This window comes from Dyella sp. (genome assembly GCF_035503745.1).
In the GTDB taxonomy this organism is placed as follows: domain Bacteria; phylum Pseudomonadota; class Gammaproteobacteria; order Xanthomonadales; family Rhodanobacteraceae; genus Dyella_B.
Genome location: NZ_DATJTC010000030.1, coordinates 1 through 18,694, shown reverse-complemented (window position 1 = coordinate 18,694; position 18,694 = coordinate 1). Strand labels below are relative to the sequence as shown.

20 protein-coding genes are annotated in these 18,694 nt (G+C 65.1%); all 20 read left to right on the top strand.

Translation table 11 applies throughout. From position 1 onward, the window contains the following. Positions 1-467: 467 nt before the first annotated feature. The 20 genes from VME63_RS11985 (at position 468) to fliR (ending at position 18,453) form a co-directional block, all read left to right on the top strand. Positions 468-1,718: a flagellin gene (locus VME63_RS11985; protein WP_325433583.1), complete on the top strand. Its 1,251-nt coding sequence runs from the start codon at positions 468-470 to the stop codon at positions 1,716-1,718. Between the two features lie 194 nt (positions 1,719-1,912). Then, positions 1,913-3,394, top strand: a complete 1,482-nt coding sequence (gene fliD, locus VME63_RS11980) for a flagellar filament capping protein FliD (RefSeq protein WP_325433582.1) — start codon at positions 1,913-1,915, stop codon at positions 3,392-3,394. A 30-nt stretch (positions 3,395-3,424) separates the two neighbouring features. Next, a complete protein-coding gene (fliS, locus tag VME63_RS11975) occupies positions 3,425-3,853 on the top strand; it encodes a flagellar export chaperone FliS (protein WP_325433581.1) in 429 nt (142 codons plus the stop codon). Continuing rightward, entirely contained in the window at positions 3,850-4,155 is a 306-nt protein-coding gene (locus VME63_RS11970; protein WP_325433579.1) for a flagellar protein FliT, read from the top strand. The genes fliS and VME63_RS11970 overlap by 4 nt, the downstream gene beginning before the upstream one ends. A 120-nt stretch (positions 4,156-4,275) precedes the next feature. After that, on the top strand, positions 4,276-4,860 hold the full coding sequence (locus tag VME63_RS11965) for a PilZ domain-containing protein (protein WP_325433577.1): 585 nt from the start codon (positions 4,276-4,278) through the stop codon (positions 4,858-4,860). 363 nt (positions 4,861-5,223) lie between these two features. After that, positions 5,224-6,678, top strand: coding sequence for a sigma-54-dependent Fis family transcriptional regulator (locus VME63_RS11960; RefSeq protein ID WP_325433575.1), 1,455 nt, complete (start codon positions 5,224-5,226; stop codon positions 6,676-6,678). A 36-nt stretch (positions 6,679-6,714) separates the two neighbouring features. Continuing rightward, the gene (fliE, locus tag VME63_RS11955; RefSeq protein ID WP_325433573.1) at positions 6,715-7,059 is read left to right on the top strand and encodes a flagellar hook-basal body complex protein FliE; all 345 of its coding nucleotides are present in this window, start codon (positions 6,715-6,717) and stop codon (positions 7,057-7,059) included. A 51-nt stretch (positions 7,060-7,110) separates the two neighbouring features. Then, complete coding sequence (gene fliF / locus VME63_RS11950; RefSeq protein ID WP_325433570.1) at positions 7,111-8,808, top strand: flagellar basal-body MS-ring/collar protein FliF; 1,698 nt, start codon at positions 7,111-7,113, stop codon at positions 8,806-8,808. Further along, positions 8,798-9,805, top strand: coding sequence for a flagellar motor switch protein FliG (gene fliG / locus VME63_RS11945; RefSeq protein WP_325433568.1), 1,008 nt, complete (start codon positions 8,798-8,800; stop codon positions 9,803-9,805). The genes fliF and fliG overlap by 11 nt, the downstream gene beginning before the upstream one ends. A 152-nt stretch (positions 9,806-9,957) precedes the next feature. Continuing rightward, the gene (locus VME63_RS11940) at positions 9,958-10,599 is read left to right on the top strand and encodes a FliH/SctL family protein (RefSeq protein WP_325433566.1); all 642 of its coding nucleotides are present in this window, start codon (positions 9,958-9,960) and stop codon (positions 10,597-10,599) included. After that, complete coding sequence (gene fliI, locus VME63_RS11935) at positions 10,596-11,963, top strand: flagellar protein export ATPase FliI (protein ID WP_325433564.1); 1,368 nt, start codon at positions 10,596-10,598, stop codon at positions 11,961-11,963. Before VME63_RS11940 ends, fliI begins: the two co-directional genes overlap by 4 nt. Next, positions 11,960-12,394 (top strand): flagellar export protein FliJ, encoded by a 435-nt coding sequence (fliJ, locus tag VME63_RS11930; protein ID WP_325433562.1) that lies wholly within the window; start codon positions 11,960-11,962, stop codon positions 12,392-12,394. The genes fliI and fliJ overlap by 4 nt, the downstream gene beginning before the upstream one ends. A gap of 70 nt (positions 12,395-12,464) precedes the next feature. Further along, positions 12,465-13,946: a flagellar hook-length control protein FliK gene (locus VME63_RS11925; protein ID WP_325433560.1), complete on the top strand. Its 1,482-nt coding sequence runs from the start codon at positions 12,465-12,467 to the stop codon at positions 13,944-13,946. Positions 13,947-14,335: 389 nt separating this feature from the next. Beyond that, positions 14,336-14,827 (top strand): flagellar basal body-associated FliL family protein, encoded by a 492-nt coding sequence (locus tag VME63_RS11920; protein WP_325433558.1) that lies wholly within the window; start codon positions 14,336-14,338, stop codon positions 14,825-14,827. 13 nt (positions 14,828-14,840) lie between these two features. Next, positions 14,841-15,857, top strand: coding sequence for a flagellar motor switch protein FliM (fliM, locus tag VME63_RS11915; RefSeq protein WP_325433556.1), 1,017 nt, complete (start codon positions 14,841-14,843; stop codon positions 15,855-15,857). Then, entirely contained in the window at positions 15,854-16,219 is a 366-nt protein-coding gene (gene fliN / locus VME63_RS11910) for a flagellar motor switch protein FliN (RefSeq protein ID WP_414648252.1), read from the top strand. The genes fliM and fliN overlap by 4 nt, the downstream gene beginning before the upstream one ends. Next, entirely contained in the window at positions 16,216-16,599 is a 384-nt protein-coding gene (gene fliO / locus VME63_RS11905; RefSeq protein ID WP_325433554.1) for a flagellar biosynthetic protein FliO, read from the top strand. The genes fliN and fliO overlap by 4 nt, the downstream gene beginning before the upstream one ends. Then, on the top strand, positions 16,596-17,423 hold the full coding sequence (gene fliP, locus VME63_RS11900; RefSeq protein ID WP_325433552.1) for a flagellar type III secretion system pore protein FliP: 828 nt from the start codon (positions 16,596-16,598) through the stop codon (positions 17,421-17,423). Before fliO ends, fliP begins: the two co-directional genes overlap by 4 nt. Further along, positions 17,420-17,689 (top strand): flagellar biosynthesis protein FliQ, encoded by a 270-nt coding sequence (gene fliQ, locus VME63_RS11895; RefSeq protein ID WP_325433550.1) that lies wholly within the window; start codon positions 17,420-17,422, stop codon positions 17,687-17,689. Before fliP ends, fliQ begins: the two co-directional genes overlap by 4 nt. Further along, the gene (gene fliR / locus VME63_RS11890; RefSeq protein ID WP_325433548.1) at positions 17,686-18,453 is read left to right on the top strand and encodes a flagellar biosynthetic protein FliR; all 768 of its coding nucleotides are present in this window, start codon (positions 17,686-17,688) and stop codon (positions 18,451-18,453) included. The genes fliQ and fliR overlap by 4 nt, the downstream gene beginning before the upstream one ends. Positions 18,454-18,694: the final 241 nt, after the last annotated feature.

The window sequence follows — 18,694 nt, the reverse complement described above, 5'->3', positions numbered from 1 at the left end:
GGCGTGCCGGCACCGGCTACGGGAGGTAAGGAGCAAGCTTGGTGCCAAGTGCGGCGATGCCCGGGCCGCGATGCCGGCGAAGGCCGCAGCAAGCGCGCAATGTTCCACGGACGGTCCCGGACGCGGCGAGCGGAGCAAGTCATCCGGCGCAAATGGACGCCCGCAGGGCACGGCTTCTATATAGGGAGGGAGTGCTCGGCGCGCCAATGAGCCCCGGATGGCGGCCGTCGCCGCCATGACGACATGCCAAGGGAGAGGGCGTTCGGCGTCGTCTTCGACAGCAACCGCAAAACCTTTAGGCGCAATGCATCACATTTTTTTGCTCATCTCCTTGAGCGAACAGAAGATTTCTTAGCGCCATGCGCTTAAGTATTCCCGGCGTGCGCCGAAAAAGTCTCCGAGGCGGTTGGCATTGCAGCCACTGGACCGCCGGCTTGAGTACACATTACCGGTTCCAGGAGACTTCCATGTCACTTATTCTCAATACCAACGTTTCTTCGCTGCAAGCTCAGAACAACCTGACGACTTCGTCCAGCCAGCTGAGCACCGCGACCGAAGACCTTTCCTCGGGTCTGAAGATCAACACCGCCGCCGACAACGCGGCCGGTTACGCCATTGTCCAGAACTTCCAGACCCAGATCGGCGGCCTGAGCCAGGCCAGCCAGAACGCCACCGATGCCATCAACCTGTCGCAGACGGCCGGTTCGGCGCTGAGCCAGATCACTTCCAACCTGCAGTCGATCCGCGATCTGGCGGTGCAGTCGGCCAACGGTACGTACCAGGCTTCGGACCGTGCGGACATCAACACCACGGTTCAGCAGTACCTGTCGCAGATCAACACCATCGCCAACCAGACTTCGTTCAACGGCATCAATGTGCTGAACGGCTCCTCCAGCAGCCTGTCGTTCCAGGTCGGCGCCAACGTCGGCCAGGCCATCGATGTGGGTCTGGGCGGTGGCGCCACCACGAGCCAGCTGGGCCAGGTGTCGGAAATCTCCACCGGCAACATCAGCGGCGCGTTCGTCGATGCCACCGGCGGTACCGGCGCTTCGCTGAGCCTGAGCGGCCTGTCGATCACCGGCGCGGACGGCACCTCCTTCACGTTCACCGGCGGCACGGCTTCGAGCTCGCAGGACGTGGTCAACGCCATCAACGCCGCGGGTATCGACGGTGTGAGCGCGGCCGTGAATGCCAGCGGCGGCATCAACATCTACTCCTCGGGCGAACTGGCCGTTGACGGCTCCAGCGTCACCGGTGCGTCGGCGGGCTCTTCGGGCGCCGGCTTCACCACCCTCACGGCCAGCGGCAACACCACGGCGTTCGGTGCCAGCGGTCTGGGCAGCGCGGCCACGGGCCTGGCGGCCACGGGTGCGGCCTATGTCGGCGGCGCGCTGTCGGCGTCCGGTTCGCTGTCGGGCGGCGATGTTTTGACGGTGGACGATGCCAACCAGCTGATCTCCCGCGTCGATGCGGCCCTGTCGCAGGTCAGTACGCTGTCGAGCACCTTCGGTGCGGTGCAGGACCGCTTCCAGTCCGACATCTCCACGCTGAGCTCGCAGCAGACCAACCTGACCTCCTCGCAGTCCTCGATTCAGGACACTGACTTTGCCGCGGAAACGGCGGTGTTGAGCCAGGCGCAGGTGCTGCAGCAGGCGGGTATCTCGGTGCTGGCAACGGCCAACTCCGAACCGCAGAACATCCTGAAGTTGCTCCAGTAACAGGCACCACCGGCCATGGCGATCAGGCCATGGCCGGGATTTTGCTTAAAAGGGTTCTGGCGGCGCACGCGCCGCCAGAAAACTTACGCGAGCGGCGGCTAAAGCCTTCAAGTCGAATGTGAGGGTTTTATCGGCAGCTTGGCGAGCGGCGGCGACTGCGCCCCCATTCGGCAGGATGAATTGCGAGGTCTCACATGAGCAGCATTTCCAGTGTTGGAAGTTCCTCCAGCGCGCTAGCCAGCGCGGTGACCGGTTCTTCCTCCAGCACGTCTTCCTCGGGCAGCACCGGTTCCTCGGTCGCCAATATTTCCGGCACCGGCATCCTAAGCTCGCTGGGCCTGGGTTCGGGCCTGGACGTCAGCTCGATCATCACCGCGCTGGTCAATGCCGCCGAATCCGCGCCGCAGGCGGACATCACCAACCAGACCAATACCGACAACGCGCAGATCGCCGGCCTGACCGCGCTCAGCACCGCGCTCACGGGCCTGCAGACCGCACTGTCGGAGCTTACTTCCAGCAGCACCTACCAAACCTACAACGCCACGTTCTCCGCCAACAGCACCTCGGCCAGTGGCGTGGGCACCGCTACCACGCTGCCCGATGCCACGCCCGGCAGCTACGCCATCGACGTGACCCAGTTGGCCACGGCGCAGACCAGCGTCAGCAGCGCCTACGCCAGCGGTGCCGGGGTGGGCGGCGGCGAGCTGGACATCACCGTGGGCGGCAAGACCCTGGACCTGACGGTGTCCTCTTCCGACGACCTGGAAACCATCGCCAGCAACATCAACAGCGCCAGCGACAACCCCGGCGTCAGCGCCGCGGTGGTGGCGGGCACCGGCGGCGAGCAGCTGGTGCTGACCTCCACCGAAACCGGCACCGCCAATGCCTTCACCGTGAGCGCCGGCACCAACAGCAGCAGCGGACTCACCACGCTCGCCAACCAGCTCAATTCGCCTGGCACGGGCGCGGCCCAGGATGCCGAACTCACCGTGGATGGCATTGCCGCCACCAGTTCCAGCAACAACGTCAGCGGCGTGCTGACCGGCGTGACGATGGATCTCACCTCCACCGGCACTTCCACGCTCACCATCGCGCAAAGCACCACGCCGATCACCACCGCGGTGAACGACTTCGTCACCGCCTACAACGCCTACAACAGCGACGTGAGCGAGCTGGCCAGCTACAACAGCTCCACCGGCGAGGCGGGCGTGCTGCTGGGCGATCCAACCCTGGCCGCGATCCAGAACCAGATTTCGCAGGTGATAAGCAACACCTTGCAAGGCAACAGCATCGGCAACCTGGCATCCCTGGGCATCACCCGCAACAGCGACGGCAGCCTGTCGCTCAACAGCGACACGCTCAGCAACGAACTGAGCAGCGACCCTTCGGCGGTGCAGAACCTGTTCAGCAGCGCCAACGGCGTCGGTACCCAGCTGAGCAACCTGGTTACCAGCTACACCAACAGCAGCGGCATTCTTCAAACCCGCATCAACGACCTGCAGACAGATGTCACCAACCTGGGTACCCAGCAGACCGCGCTCAATGCGCGCATGGCCACCTACCAGGAGCAGCTGGTCAAGCAGTACTCCAACCTCGATACGTTGATGTCCTCGCTCAACAACACCAGCTCCTACCTGACTGATCTGGAAAAACAGAGCAGTAGCAGCAGCGGCTGATCGAAGAACAGGGAGTAGGGATCAAGCACCATGAGCTACGCGATGCGAAATCCAAGCGCGCTTTACCGCCAGACCAAGGCGCAGGGCAGCGTCGAAGGCGCCGACCGGCACCAGTTGATCGCCATGCTGCTGGATGGCCTGGTCGATCGTATCAACCAGGCCAAGGGACACATCCTGCATAAGGACATCCCCGCCAAGGGCCAGGCTTTTTCAAAGGCGATCGGCATCCTGGGCGAATTGCGCCGCAGCCTCAACCACGACGTGGAGCCGGTGCTGACCGGACGGCTGGATGCCTTGTACGACTATATCGGCCGCCGGCTGATCCATGCCCAGCTCAACGACGACCTGCGCGCGCTGGACGAAAGCGAACGCTTGATCAAGCCGATCCGCGAAGCCTGGGCCGCCATCCGCGTCCAATTTCTGGCCGAGCAGGGCAAGCTGCAGGCCGTCACGCCATGAACGAGCCGGCATCGGCCCCGCTCACGCGTGCCCTGGAGCTGACCGTGGGCATGCTCGATGCCGCCGCCGGCGACAACTGGGACCGCGTCAGCCAGCTCGATGCCGAGCGCCAACGCAGCCTGCGCAAGTGCGGCGCCGAGCCGCTGGGTGCGGGCGAGCGACAGCTCGTGGCGGCCCTGCTCAAGCACAACCAGACCTTGCTGGCCCTTGCCGAGGGCGCGCGTGCTGCGTTGCACAAGCAGCTGGACCAGCACCGGTACAACCATCGCGCGCTGCGCACCTATATCGCCTCGTCCCGATAGGCCGCGTGCCTCCCTTGGGGGCGCGGCGTAGCCCGGCGCGACGCATAGCATCCACGGCATCGGTTATGCGTAAATCCGGCATGCCGCCCATTCCGCCCTGGCCTGGCCGGGAGTCGCATCATGCAAACATACGAAAGATGGCAGGAATTCTCCCAACGGATGGCCTATCAGGGGCAGCCGCATGTGGCGGCCGAGGCGTTGGAGCCGGTCCCCGAGGCGATCGCACGCTATAACGAACGCAACCTGCACGTGCTGCGCGCGCTGGCCTCGTTCGACGAGCGGCGTGTGGAAAACCCCGACGACGACAGCCCGCTGATGCAAGAACTGCAGCGAATGGACAGCAAAATCAATGTCTTGCTGGACATTATCGACCGCACGCTGGTGCCCGACAGCCTGCTGCCGGCACGCCATGCGGTGCGTTTCAACGCGGTGGGCGCGGTGCTGCCCGAAAGCCTGTTGCCGCCGGCCGACACCTTATTGGTGCGCCTGCACTTCGACGCCTGCCGCGCCTTGCCGCTGGAATTGGCCGCCCGAAAGGGGCATTCCCTCGGTAACGGCAACGCTTTCGTTTACTTTTGTGAAATGAGCGAACTGGTCGAGGATGGGTTGGAACGTTTCGTTTTTTGTCACCATCGCCGCAAAGTGGCAGAGGCCCGTTTGGCGGGCGCGACGGAAAGTGTGTTGGGCAGCAAGCACGGAATGTGATCGCTATCACGCGACGGAACATCCATGCACGCCGAAATCCCGCCGGCCCGGGTTTGGCACGAGGAAAACGCGGCGTCGGGTGACGTTTCAGGGCACACCACGAAAACGTTCTAAGTGGTTGATGTAAACGTATTCTTGCGCGCTGCAACAGATTCGGCGATGTGAATTGGCGCAACGATCGGGAGAGAAATTCGTCACATAAGGCACGAGCAGACACTTTGGGCAGCAATTTTTTTGGCGTTCTTCTTGCTCACCCATTTCATGTGTCGCGACGGATACCTGACACGCAGGGGACAACACGCTTGGGATGGGAAACGTGATTGTTCAACAGTAGTCAGCGGTAACGAAGCAGGACTCGTACTCATGCCAAACAGCAACGTGCTTATCATCGAATCAAACGAAACGCGCGCCGACATCGTTGCGTCGGCCATGCAATTTATGGGGTATTTCCCTCAGCGTTGGGACAAAGCGCAGCCGGCCGATTCGATTGAGCGCGAATGGCGCGCCGTTTATATCGGAACCATCGCCGACGCCGCGGCCTGCGAACAACTGCTGGCATCGATCGACGTGGCGGCCAACCAGACCCTGGTGCTCGTCGGCGCCGACTCCCCACAACTGGCGCGCATGACAAGCGCCGATGCTGCCCATGGCGCGCAGGTGGAAGTGCTCGACTTTCCGCTGCGCTACGAGCGCCTGGCCGAAGCCGTGCGTCGCTCGCCGCCGCCGCGCATCAACAGTTCCGTGCTGCGCCTGGTCGGCGGCTCGCCCGCGATGGGTCGCGTCAATGCGCTGATCCGCCAGGTGTCGCCGTTCGATTCCAGCGTGCTGGTGCTGGGCGAATCGGGCACCGGCAAGGAAATGGTGGCGCGTGCCATCCACGACTGCTCGCCGCGTCGCGACAAACCGTTCGTTGCGATCAACTGCGGCGCAATTCCCGCGGAGCTGCTCGAAAGCGAACTGTTCGGCCATGAGAAGGGTGCCTTCACCGGCGCGATCAGCACGCGCAAGGGCCGCTTCGAGATGGCCGAGGGCGGCACGCTGTTCCTGGACGAAATCGGCGACATGAGCCTGCCGATGCAGGTGAAGCTTTTGCGCGTGCTGCAAGAACGCGTGTACGAGCGCGTGGGCAGCAATCGCACCCAGCGCTGCGACGTGCGCATCATCGCCGCCACCCACCGCAACCTGGAGCAGGCCACCACCGACGGCCGCTTCCGCGAAGACCTCTATTACCGCCTGAGCGTGTTCCCGCTGGAAATGCCCGCCCTGCGCGAGCACCTGGAAGACATGCCCGAGCTGATCGGCGAATTCAACCAGCGCCTGCAGCGCCGCGGCCTGAGCACCGTGCGCTTTAGCGGCAGTGCGTTGCAGGCACTGCGCCAGCACACCTGGCCGGGCAACGTGCGCGAGCTGTCCAACCTGGTCGAACGCCTGGCCATCCTGTATCCCAACAGCGAAGTGCGCGCCGGCGACCTGCCGGAAAAATACCGCGGCATGCAGCCGATCGACGAAGCCAGCGGCAGCATCCTGCGCGCCATGCTCGACGGCCAGAACAAACCGGCGCCCTCGCAGGGCCGCGTCGCGCTGGAGACGGAAGTCCTGCTGCCCGAAGGTGGCGTGGACCTCAAAGACCATCTGGCCGACATCGAAGTGGGCTTGATCCGTCAAGCACTCGACATCACCGACGGCGTAGTGGCGCATGCGGCCAAGTTGCTGCGCATGCAGCGCACGACGCTGGTGGAAAAGCTGCGCAAATACGGTTTGCAGTCGTGCGCGCGCGCCAACGATACGTCGGCGCAGAATGGCACGGCCGTTGCTTGAAGCCCTTCATAACCGTTCACGCGTTGGAAATTCGTCATGAGTCAGATCGACGTCAGCAGTGTGCTTTCGCAGATGCGCGCGCTTAGTGCGCAGGCATCGGGAACGTTGTCTTCCACTTCGCCGGGCTCGGCTTCGCCGACCTCGGGCAGTTCGCCCGGCGTGGATTTCGGTTCGATCTTCAAGCAATCGCTCAATGCGGTGGCTTCGCAGCAGAACGACGCGCAGCAGCAGATCAATGCCTTCGAGCGCGGCGATCCGGGTTCGGACATCGTCAAGACCGCCATCGCCGGACAGAAAGCCGACCTCGCGTTTCGTGGCCTGGTGGAGGTGCGCAACAAGCTCACCGACGCCTACACCACGATCATGAACATGCAAGTCTGATCGACGCCTTTGCCCCCACCCCGCACGACGCCCACAGGTTGAGTAGTTTTCATGGCCGAAAACGCTATCGCGCCCGACAACGCTTCGCGCCAGGATCAGCTCAAAAGCATCCTGCGCAATCCGACTACGCGCCTTTTGCTGTTGCTGGTGGGCGTGGCCGGTGCCGTGGCGCTGGGCGTTGCCATCGTGCTGTGGTCGCGCGGCCCGAACTTCGCCTTGCTGTATGCGGGACTTGATCCGAAGGACGCCGCCGCAGTAACGCAGGCGCTGCAAACCAGCAATACACCCTATCGCCTGGGCCCCGACGGCGCTTCCATTTCGGTGCCGGCCGACGTGCTGGCCGATACGCGCCTGCGCCTGGCCAGCCAGGGCCTGCCGCAAGGCAGTACCGCCGGCGGCACGATGCCGCAGAACGATTCGCCGTTCGGCATGAGCGACATGGCCGAAAGCAAGCATTACCAGGAAATGCTGGAGACGGACCTGGGCAACACCATCGCCGGCCTGCAGTTTGTGCGCGCGGCGCGCGTGCATTTGGCGCTGCCCAAGCAGTCGGCGTTCATTCGCGACAATCGCCCGGCCAGCGCTTCGGTGCTGCTCACCTTGTATCCCGGCCGCCAGCTCGACAGCAGCCAGGTTTCGGCGATCGTGCATCTGGTGTCGGCCAGCGTGCCCGATCTCGATCCCTCGCAGGTATCGGTCGTGGATCAGCAGGGCGTGCTGCTCACCACTTCCGATCCCGATAGCCCCGGCGCGATCGACGACACGCGCATGCGCCTGGCCACGCGCATGGAAAACAGCTACGCACAGCGCATCGAGGATCTGCTCACGCCGCTGGTTGGCGTCGGCCGCGTGCGCGCGCAAGTGGATGTGGATCTGGATTTCAGTCAGACCGAAAAAGCCAGCGAGAGCTACGACAGCGACAAGCCGGCGCTGCGCAGCGAACAGACCAGCAGCGACCAGAAGCGTGACGGCGGCGCCGGCGAAGTGGCCGGCGCGCTGAGCAACCAGCCGCCCAATACCGTGGCGCAGCCCACCGCCGCCAAGCCCAACGCGGGTGCCGCGCCCGGCACCGCCGCCGCTCCCGCCGCCAACGCGGCCGCTGCGCAGGCGTCCACGCCTATCGATACATCATCCAGTTCCACCCGCAATTACGAACTGGGACGCACCATCAGCCACGTCAGCGATCCGGCCGGGCGCCTGGCGCGCCTGACCGTCGCGGTGGTGGTCGACAACAAGGCCCCCGTCGATGGCAAGGGCAAGAGCGTGCCGCTCACCGCACAAGAGTTGCAGCACCTTACCGAGCTGACCAAGAACGTGGTGGGTTTCGACCAGCAGCGCGGCGACAGCGTAAGCGTCGTCAACGAAGCGTTCTCCGATACGCCGGTCGATAACAGCGCGCCGGTCAGCGAGTCGTTCTGGCAGCGTCCGGGCGTGCTCGACCTGATCAAGCAGGGCGCGGGCATCCTGATCGCGGTGCTGATCGCCTTCGGCTTGTTGAAGCCGATGCTCAAGGGCTTGTTGCGCGGGCCCGAGCCGATGCCGGCGCTGGCCGGCCCCATTCCCACCGTGTCGGTGCGCATCAATGATGATCCGCAGGACGATCGCCCAGACCAGGTACGCATCAGCCAGCCGCAGATCCAGAGCATGGCCTACGAACAGAAAATTGGCCTGGCGCGCAAGCTGGTGCAGGAAAACCCCAAGCAAGTCGCTCAGGTAGTCATGAATTGGGTGGGCGACGATGGTGGCTGAGGCAGCGCTCAACGGCGCGCAGCGCGCCGCCATCCTGTTATTGACGCTGGGCGAGCAAGATGCCGCCGAGGTGCTCAAGCACCTGAGCGCGCGCGACGTGCAGGCGGTCGGTACGGCCATGGCCACGTTGAGCAACGTCTCGCGCGACCAGGTCGAAATGGTGCTGGGCAAGCTCAGCGACGACATCGGCCGGCAGACCGCGCTGGGCGTCGGTACCGAGGAATACATCCGCAAGGTGCTGGTCAACGCGCTGGGCGAAACCAAGGCCGGCAGCCTGATCGACCGCATCCTGCTCGGCCGCTCCACCAAGGGCCTGGAATCGCTGAAGTGGATGGAAAGCCGCGCCATCGCCGAGATGATCGGCATGGAGCACCCGCAGATCATCGCGCTGGTGCTGGCGCATCTGGAGCCGGACCAGGCCGCCGAAGTCATCGGCTACCTGCCCGCCCGCACGCGCAGCGACGCGGTGATGCGCATTGCCAATCTCGATGGTGTGCAGCCGCAGGCGCTGAACGAACTCGATGAAATCATGGAACGCCAATTCTCCGGCACCTCCTCCAAATTGAAATCGGCCACCGTGGGCGGCCTGAAGGCGGCGGCGGCGATCCTCAACGCGATGGAAACCTCGCGCGAACAGGAACTGATGAGTGCGATCCGCACCCAGGATTCGGGCCTCGGCGGCAAGATCGAAGAACTGATGTTCGTGTTCGAAGACCTTGCCGACATCGACGACCGCAGCATGCAGACGTTGCTGCGCGAAGTGCCTTCCGCGCGCCTGATCGTGGCGTTGAAGGGTTCGGAGCCCGCGGTGCGCGAAAAGATTTTCGCCAACATGTCCAAGCGCGCCGCCGACATGCTGCGCGACGACCTGGAAGTGAAAGGCCCGGTCAAGCTCAGCGAAGTGGATGCGGCGCAGAAAGAAGTGCTGGGCATCGCGCGCAAGCTGGCCGATGCCGGGCAGATCAACCTCACCGCCAACGGCGATGAGTTCGTGTGATGGCGGACACCACGAAAATGTTCTCCACGCCAGGCGCCTTCCCTTGCATGCCGGGAACGGCTGGCGCGCCGGCTCGCACGCGCGCGCAAGCGCTTGCCCTCCCCTCAACCTCCTCCTGCAAGCAGGGGGAGGGAATGGCGGGGAGGTAATCCATGGCCGGCGTACTTAGCCGCGACAAAATCGCCGGCTTCGACCGCTGGGAGCCGCCTACCGTCGGCGATCCCCTCGCGCGACCGGAAACCGAAGCCGAGGCGGCGCCCGGTCCCACCGTCTACGAATTGGAAGAAATCCAGCGCCAGGCGCGCGAGGAAGGCTATGCCGCGGGCGTAGCCGAAGGGCGCGCCGCCGCCAAGCAACAAACCGATGACCGGCTGGCGCGACTGGATGCCATCTGCACCGCTGCCGCGCGTCCGCTGACCAGCCTGGACGATGCCACCGAGCGCGAACTGGCCTTGCTGGCCACGGTGATCGCACAGCGCGTGGTCGGGCGAGAGCTGCAACGGGATCCGGCGCTGATCGCCCTTGCCGTGCGCGAAGCGGCGGCGGCACTGCCAGCGGCCACGCGCGAACTGCGCGTGTGGGTCAATCCGCAAGACATGGATCTTTTGCGCGAACTGGGCGCGGAGGAACCGCATTGGCGCTTCGGTGCCGATCCGGCCTTAAAGCGCGGCGACTGCGTGCTGGAAAGCCAGCGCTCGCGGCTGGATGCGCGCGTCAGCACGCGCCTGGCCGCCGTGGTCGATGCCGTGCTCGGCGACGATCTGGACGAGGGCGAAGCGGAGGTTCCCGCATGAACGCGCAAGCCGCCGCACACGCGCGCCGCGAACGCTGGCTACAACAGTTCACGCGTCGCGCGCAGCGTGCGCACAATGCGCAACTGCTGACCGTGGAAGGCCGCCTGCGCCGCGTCGTCGGCTTGACGCTGGAAGCCGAAGGCTGCGAAGCGCCGCTCGGTTCGCGCTGCATGGTCGATGCCGCCGACGGCAGCGAACTGGATACCGAAGTGGTGGGTTTCGCCGACGAACGCCTGCTCTTGATGCCCGTCACCGAAATGCATGGCGTGTTGCCCAATGCGCGCGTGCGTCCTTGCGCGCGCGTGGGCGGCTTGCCGGTGGGCGAGGCGCTGCTGGGCCGCGTCATCGGCGCCGACGGCGTGCCGCTGGATGGCGAAGGCCCGCTGCGCGCGGAAGGCCACGCTAGCCTCAAGCGCGAACCGATCAACCCGATGGCGCGCAAGCCGATCGATACTCCGCTGGACACCGGCGTGTGCGCGATCAATGCGATCTTGACGGTGGGACGCGGCCAGCGCCTTGGCCTGTTCGCAGGTTCCGGCGTAGGCAAATCGACCCTGCTCGGTATGATGACGCGCTATACCGACGCCGACGTGGTGGTGGTGGGCCTGATCGGCGAACGCGGCCGCGAAGTGAAAGAGTTCGTCGAACACACGCTGGGCCACGAAGGGCGCGAGCGCGCCGTGATCGTGGCCGCGCCCGCCGACGCGCCGCCCCTCAAGCGCCTGCGCGGCGCGCAATACGCCACCGCGATCGCCGAATGGTTCCGCGACCGCGGCCAGCGCGTGCTGCTGTTGATGGATTCCTTGACGCGCTACGCCCAGGCGCAGCGTGAAATCGCGCTGGCGATCGGCGAGCCGCCCGCGACCAAGGGTTATCCGCCGTCGGTGTTCGCCATGCTGCCGGCACTGGTGGAACGCGCCGGCAACGATGCCGAAGGCCGCGGCTCCATCACCGCCTTCTACACCGTACTGACCGAAGGCGACGACTACCGCCACGATCCGATCGCCGACGCGGCGCGCGCGATTCTGGACGGCCATATCGTGCTGTCGCGCGATCTCGCCGAAGCGGGCCACTATCCGGCGATCGACATTGAAGCCTCGATCAGCCGCGTGATGCCGTCGGTCGTAAACAAGGAACAGATGCGCGCCGCGCAGCGCTTTCGCCAGGTTTATTCGGCCTATCGCCAGCGCCAGGACCTGATCGCGGTGGGCGCCTACCAGAAAGGCTCCGACGCGCAGGTCGACCAGGCCATCGCCATGTGGCCGCGCCTGGTGCGTTTCCTGCAGCAGGAAGTGGACGACCCGGTGGACATGCGCGCCGCGCAGGAAAGGCTGGGCGCGCTCGCCAAGGAGATCGCCGGATGAGTTCGCGGTCCGAACGCCTGCAGCCGGCGGTGGATCAGGCACAGCGGCACCAGAAAGACGCCTTGCAACGCCTGGCCGAGCAGCAGCAGAAGCTGGCCCAGGCCGAGCAGCAGATGGCCGACCTCAAGCGCTACCGGCAAGACTACAGCGTGTCCGCCGGCGGGCTGACGGTGAGCGCCTTGCTCAACCGTCAACAATTTGTCGAACGCATCGACCAGGCCATCGCGCAGCAGGCCCGCACGGTCGAGCGCCTGCAGCGGCAAGTGGATGGCGCGCGCGAGCGCTGGCTGCAGGCGCATGCCCGCGAAAACGCGCTGGACAGCGTGGTTGAGCGGTTCCGCACGCAGGAGCGGCAGCGCGAAGATCGGCGCGAACAGTCCGAGGTGGACGAGCGCATGCAGCATCGCCGCCGCCCCGCAGGTACGCCATGAACGGCGCGTTTGGTCTTGGCTTGGATTTTGCTGCATCCATGCCGATGCCCCTCTTGATGAGTATCCGCGCATGAGCGCCAGTCCGTTATCCGCCGTCAACCTCGCCAGCCAGTCCGCCGCCGCCAGCGCGGCGCAGGCCGCGTCGGCGCGCGACAGCCAGAGCGCCGACGCCGCGTTCGACGCGCACCTGCAACAGGCCCAACAGCAGGCCCAGCAGACCGAGCAGACGCAGCAAGCCGAGCAGGTTCAGCAGCAAGCGCAGCAACAGGCGCAGCAGGCGCAACAACAAACGCAACAGGCCCAACAGCAATCGCAACAGCAATCGCAACAGGTCCAACAGCGGGCGCAGCAACAGGCGCAGCAACAGCAACAGGCATCGAACGGCGCACGCGCGACGCAGGCTGGCCAGAACGGCAGCCAGCAAACCAGCAGCCAGGCCGGCGCTGCACAAGCTGCCGATACCCAGGCCACACAGGCCGCGACCCCTGCCGGTACCACCGGCACGGGGCAGGCCGGCGCGGCGGACAGTGGTTCGGACGACACCAGCACCGACTCGCTGGCAAGCGCAGTGCTGAGCCTGATCGACCAGGCGGCCGGCGACAGCTCAGGCACGCCGACAGCCAAGCACGCGCCGGTCAAGCTCGCCGGCGGCCACGCGCAGCAGACGGCGCATGCCGCGCAGGCGGGAGCCGGCGCGGCGACCATGGTTGAGCGCAGTGCATCGACGGCCGCGCGCACAAGCAAGGGCAGCGACCAGGGCAGCACCACGACCACGCAGATCGGCGGCGCGGCCGCGGGCGGTACGGCGTCGGCGCTCGTCCAGGCCGCCACGGCTGCGCAGAAATCTTCCGGTAACGATGCCGATGCCGGCAATGGCGCCGATGCCGGCAACAGCGCCGTCAACGCCACCGATGGCAGCAACGCGTCCTCGCCAAGTCCCGATGCCGCCGCTCAAGCCTTGGCCGGCGCGCTGTCGGCCGGTACGCATGCAGCGGCCCAGGCATCGCCGGTCGCTGCAAGCAGCCAGGCGCAAAGCCCGAACGATTTGTCCGCGCTGCGCGGCGTGTTGGCTACTTCCGCGGTTGCAACGCCGGCCGGCACGAGCGGCAGCACCGCCACGCACAGCCTTGCGGTGGAGTCGCCGGTCGATTCCTCCAGTTTCGCCAAAGAACTGGGCCAGCAAGTGACCTGGCTCAGCGGACAGGATCTGAAGCAGGCACAGATTCGCCTCAATCCGCAGGACCTTGGGCCGCTCGACGTAAAGGTCAGCGTGCAGCACGGCCGCGTCGACGTGGCCTTCATGACGCAGCATCCGGCCGCCGCCGCCGCCGTGCAGCAGGGGCTAAGCCAGCTCGGCCAGATGCTGGGCGGGCAGGGCCTTTCGCTGGGCCACGCCACCGTGGGACAGCACGGCGCGCAGCAACAGTCGGGCGGGCAGCCGCAGCAGCAATCGGGCGGGCAGTCGGCCAATGGCGCGGATGACAGTGCGGACCATTCCATCGTCACCACCGCGCAGCGCGTGGCGGTGGGTTTGCTCGACGCCTTCGCCTAAAACGTCGCTCTTCGCTCACGATTCCGGCGCATGCCGGAATGCTGCGACAGCACCCATCGTGGCCTCGCGCTACACGGGGCTTTTCGTCGTTGGATTCGGGCCTGCGCCGGAGCGACGGCGAGGAGCGAGTGCGTGTCCGGCCAGGGATATGGCGAGTGACCCTGCAAGATGCCGACGATATCGCCGCCACCGCCAGAATCACCACACCCATGCCGCGTCCGCATCCCGACACGCGTCAATAAAACGCCATCGTCCGCCGCGCCGCAGCTGAAAAACCGCGCTACGACGCCATTCCTCCCGGTGGCACGCCGCTTGCTAAAACCCCTGCAGACCATGCCCGATCGTTTCCGGTCGCGGCGTCACTACATGCACAGGAGTTGGGGTTATTCATGGCTAGCGCCGAAGAGATTCAGGAAGAAAATGCTGCCGGCAAGAAGCGCGGCAGCCGTATGCCGTTGATGGTCGGCGTGATGGCGGTGTTGTTGCTCGGTGGCGGCGGTGCCTGGTGGTTCACGGGCCACGGGCAGAAAGCGGCAAACGCGGAAGCGGCGGCGGCCAAGGCGCCGGAATTGTTCGTACCGCTGGATCCGGCCTTCGTGGTCAATTTCCAGGATCAGGATTCCACCCGCTACTTGCAGGTGGGCGTGACGGTGATGACGCACGATCCGGCCGCCGTGCAGGCGGTGAAGGACAGCGATCCGGTCATCCGCAATGCGCTGGTGATGCTGTTCAGCAGCCAGACCTACGCGGGCCTGAGCAACACCGCCGGCAAGGTCAAGCTGCAGAACCAGGCGCTGGATGCGGTGCGCAAAGTAGTGGCCGACAAGATCGGCAAGCCCGACGTGGATGCCCTGTACTTCACCAGTTTCGTGATGCAGTGACGAGGACGGCTCGATGAGCGATCTGTTATCCCAGGAAGAAATCGACGCCCTGCTCAACGGCGTGGACGGCGGCAAGATCGAAACCGAAAGCGACGTGCCGCCGCCGCCCGGCACCGTGCTGGACTTCGATTTCACGCAGCAGGACCGCATCGTGCGCGGTCGCCTGCCGACGCTGGAAATGATCAACGACCGCTTCGCACGCTTCTTCCGCACCGCCCTGTTCGGTGTGCTGCGCAAGACCTGCGAAGTGTCGGTGCTGGGCGTGAAGATGGTGAAGTTCAGCGAGTACGTGCATGGCCTGGCCGTGCCGAGCAATCTCAACCTGATTCGTGTCAAGCCGCTGCGCGGCACCGCACTGGCGGTGATGGAGCCGCGCCTGGTGTTTACCGTCATCGACAACTTCTTCGGCGGCGATGGGCGCTATCACGCGCGCATCGAGGGCCGCGATTTCACGCCGACCGAAAACCGGGTGATCCAGATTCTGCTCAACGAAGTGTTCGGCGCGATGGTCGAGGCGTGGGCGCCGGCCATGCACGTGCAGTTCGAATTTCTCAACTCCGAAATCAATCCGCAATTTGCCAACATCGTCAGCCCGACCGAAACGGTGGTGGTGTCGCGTTTCCATGTGGAACTGGACGGCGGTGGCGGCGAAGTTCACCTGACCCTGCCTTATTCGATGGTCGAGCCGATTCGCACCATGCTCGACGCGGGCGTGCAGAGCGACCGCATGGGCGAACGCGACGAACGCTGGATCAATTACCTGCACGAAGAAGTGATGGATGCCGAAGTGGAATTAACTTCGCTGCTGCTGGAAACGCAGATCAACATCGGCGACTTCCTGGGCCTTCGCGTGGGTGACGTGATTCCGGTCACGCTGCCGGAGGTCACCACCATCTTCGCCGAAGACGTACCCGTGTTCCGCGGTCACTACGGCCAGTCCAACGGCCGCTACGCCGTTCGCTACAAGACTCCGGCAGGCCGCCGCGCGCCGCTCCCCAACCTCGACTTCACACCAGAAAAAATCGTATGAACCAGAGCAACGATACCGCCAACCTTCTCAACGGCGCCGCGAAAAACGGCGAGAGCCGCGTCGAGTTCGACAACCTGGATGGCGCGGCCGCCGAAAACGCCGACGTGCGCCTGGACATGATCCTCGATGTACCGGTGACGCTGGCGATGGAAGTGGGCCGCACCCGCATCAGCATCCGCAACCTGCTGCAGCTCAACCAGGGCTCGGTGGTGGAGCTGGACCGCGCCGCGGGCGAGCCGCTCGACGTGTTCGTCAACGGCACGCTGGTGGCGCACGGCGAAGTAGTCGTCATCAACGAGAAATTCGGCATCCGCCTGACCGACGTGATCAGCCCGGCCGAACGTGTGCGGAAGCTGCGATGAGCATGGCTTTGCTGACGCTCGCACGCGCGCCGATGGCGAGCGTGCCCGACATCAACGTCACCGGCGAACTGATTCGCGTGGTGCTGAGCCTGGGCGGCATCGTGGCGCTGATCTTCGCCGCGGGCTGGCTGACCAGGCGCCTGCAGTCGCGCCAGACCGGCGGCGGCCGCCGCCTGCGCTGCGTGGAGGCGATGCAGCTCAGCGCGCGCGAACGGGTGCTGTTGATCGAGGCGGACGGCAAGCGCCTGCTGGTGGGCGTGGGGGCGGGCGGCGTGCGCGCGCTGCACGTCTACGAAGGCACGGTCGCCAACGAAGCGCCGCAAGTGCCCGCGCAGCCGCCGTTCGCGGAACTGCTTGGCCGTTGGAGGCGCAACGGATGAAGATCTTCCTGCGCCGGCTGTTTGCCCTGTCTTTGCTGTTGTTCGTTTCGTTCGGCGCGCAGGCGGCGGTGACTGCCACCACGGCGGCGAACACGAACGCTTCCAACGCGATCGCACCCATTGCCCCGATTGCGCCGATTTCCTCCTCCGTCGGCATTCCCGTGCTGACGGTACAAAACGCGGGCGGGGGCCAGAACTGGAGCCTGTCGCTGCAGGTGGTGGCACTGATGACAGTGCTGACCCTGCTGCCGGCGGTGCTGCTGATGATGACCTCGTTCACGCGCATCATCATCGTGTTGAGTTTTCTGCGCCAGGCGCTGGCCACGCAGTCGGCGCCGCCCAACCAGGTGCTGCTGGGCCTGGCCTTGTTCCTGACCATGTTTGTAATGTCGCCGGTGTTCAACCGTGCCTACCAGGACGGCGTCAAACCGTACATGGACCACAAGATGAGCGCGGACCAGGCCCTGCCTGCCGCCACCGCGCCGTTCAAGCGTTTCATGCTGGACCAGACCCGCGATGCGGATCTGCAGCTGTTCAGGCATCTGGCCAGGGAGCAGCCGTACGCCAGCAAGGATGATGTGCCCTTCCGCGTGGCGATGCCCGCGTTCGTCACCAGCGAATTGAAGACCGCGTTCCAGATGGGCTTTCTGTTGTTCATCCCGTTCCTGGTCATCGACGTGGTGGTGGCGAGCGTGCTGATGTCGATGGGCATGGCGATGGTGTCGCCATCGATCATCTCGCTGCCGTTCAAGATCATGTTGTTCGTGATGGTCGACGGCTGGTCGCTGCTGATCGGCACGTTGGCGGGGAGTTTCTACACATGACGCCGGAATGGGCGCTCAACTTTGGCCAGCACGCGCTGTACGTGGCGATGATGGTGGCCGCGCCGCTGTTGCTGACCGCACTGCTGGTGGGTCTGTTGGTGGGCGTCATCCAGGCCGCCACGCAGATCCACGAAATGACGCTGAGCTTCATTCCCAAGCTGTTGGCGATGGCGGCGGTGGGTTTGCTGCTGGGCCCGTGGATGCTGCGCACGCTGATCCAGTTCACCCACGAGGTGATCGTCGGCCTGCCGGGGGCGGTCAAGTGACGATCGAAATGTCGGCGCTGATCCACTGGCTGTCCGGCATGCTCTGGGCACTGGGTCGCGTCGGCGGCTTTTGCATGATCGCGCCGGTCTTTAGCGCCACGGTGATCCCGATGCGCATCCGCGTGGCGATCATGCTGGTGCTGACGATGGTGCTGGCGCCGTTGGCGCCCACGCAATTGGATCTGTTCAGCGGCACCGGTGCCGCCACGATGGTGTCGCAGGTGTTGATCGGCGGCAGCATCGGCTTTGTGCTGCAACTGGTGTTCCAGGCGGTGTCCTACGGCGGCATGCTGATCGGGCAGAGCATGGGCTTGGGTTTTGCCGAATTGGTCAATCCCACCAGCAATACCAGCGTGCCGGTGCTGGGCCAGTTCTACCTGGTGATGGTGACCTTGCTGTTCCTGGCGATGGACGGCCATTTGCAAGTGATCTCGCTGCTTGCCGACAGTTTTCGCTCGCTGCCGCCCGGCGCGACGGGGCTGGATGAAAAATCGCTGTACGCGGTAGCCGCGGCGGGCGGCAATCTCTTTTCCGGTGCGCTGCGCGTGGCCTTGCCCGCGATGACGGCGCTGCTGCTGGTGAACATCGGCTTCGCCGCGACCAGTCGCGCTTCGCCGTCGATGAACCTGTTCTCGGTCGGTTTCCCGATCAGCATCTGCATGGGTTTCATCGCGCTGTGGCTGGCGCTGCGCGGACTGGGCAGTGCGTACAGTTCGCTGCAGAGCGTGGGTTGGGATCTGATGCAGCATTTGGCAGGGTTTTGATATGCGCCGCCCTATTTTCAGCAGCGCGCACCCTCTTGCTCCTCCCCTTGCTTGCAGGGTGAGGCTGGGAGGGGGTGATGCTCTTGCTTCCCATGACGGGCTTCACCCCACCCCAACCCTCCCCTGCTGCACGCAGGGGAGGGGGCAGGTTGCGGCGAGATGGAAACGCTACGCCGTCGATTCACGCCCACGCTTGCTCTTGGCTCCTCCCCCTGCTTGCAGGGGGAGGCTGGGAGGGGGT

Bases quoted from the DNA above. Each gene is read 5' to 3' on its own strand.
- fliP (WP_325433552.1), top strand. From the start codon at position 16,596: ATGAAGATCTTCCTGCGCCGGCTGTTTGCCCTGTCTTTGCTGTTGTTC.
- fliN (WP_414648252.1), top strand. From the start codon at position 15,854: ATGAACCAGAGCAACGATACCGCCAACCTTCTCAACGGCGCCGCGAAA.
- fliE (WP_325433573.1), top strand. From the start codon at position 6,715: ATGAGTCAGATCGACGTCAGCAGTGTGCTTTCGCAGATGCGCGCGCTT.
- VME63_RS11940 (WP_325433566.1), top strand. From the start codon at position 9,958: ATGGCCGGCGTACTTAGCCGCGACAAAATCGCCGGCTTCGACCGCTGG.
- fliM (WP_325433556.1), top strand. From the start codon at position 14,841: ATGAGCGATCTGTTATCCCAGGAAGAAATCGACGCCCTGCTCAACGGC.
- fliQ (WP_325433550.1), top strand. From the start codon at position 17,420: ATGACGCCGGAATGGGCGCTCAACTTTGGCCAGCACGCGCTGTACGTG.
- VME63_RS11965 (WP_325433577.1), top strand. From the start codon at position 4,276: ATGCAAACATACGAAAGATGGCAGGAATTCTCCCAACGGATGGCCTAT.
- fliD (WP_325433582.1), top strand. From the start codon at position 1,913: ATGAGCAGCATTTCCAGTGTTGGAAGTTCCTCCAGCGCGCTAGCCAGC.
- fliI (WP_325433564.1), top strand. From the start codon at position 10,596: ATGAACGCGCAAGCCGCCGCACACGCGCGCCGCGAACGCTGGCTACAA.
- fliJ (WP_325433562.1), top strand. From the start codon at position 11,960: ATGAGTTCGCGGTCCGAACGCCTGCAGCCGGCGGTGGATCAGGCACAG.
- fliS (WP_325433581.1), top strand. From the start codon at position 3,425: ATGAGCTACGCGATGCGAAATCCAAGCGCGCTTTACCGCCAGACCAAG.
- VME63_RS11925 (WP_325433560.1), top strand. From the start codon at position 12,465: ATGAGCGCCAGTCCGTTATCCGCCGTCAACCTCGCCAGCCAGTCCGCC.
- fliO (WP_325433554.1), top strand. From the start codon at position 16,216: ATGAGCATGGCTTTGCTGACGCTCGCACGCGCGCCGATGGCGAGCGTG.
- VME63_RS11970 (WP_325433579.1), top strand. From the start codon at position 3,850: ATGAACGAGCCGGCATCGGCCCCGCTCACGCGTGCCCTGGAGCTGACC.
- VME63_RS11960 (WP_325433575.1), top strand. From the start codon at position 5,224: ATGCCAAACAGCAACGTGCTTATCATCGAATCAAACGAAACGCGCGCC.
- VME63_RS11920 (WP_325433558.1), top strand. From the start codon at position 14,336: ATGGCTAGCGCCGAAGAGATTCAGGAAGAAAATGCTGCCGGCAAGAAG.
- VME63_RS11985 (WP_325433583.1), top strand. From the start codon at position 468: ATGTCACTTATTCTCAATACCAACGTTTCTTCGCTGCAAGCTCAGAAC.
- fliF (WP_325433570.1), top strand. From the start codon at position 7,111: ATGGCCGAAAACGCTATCGCGCCCGACAACGCTTCGCGCCAGGATCAG.
- fliG (WP_325433568.1), top strand. From the start codon at position 8,798: ATGGTGGCTGAGGCAGCGCTCAACGGCGCGCAGCGCGCCGCCATCCTG.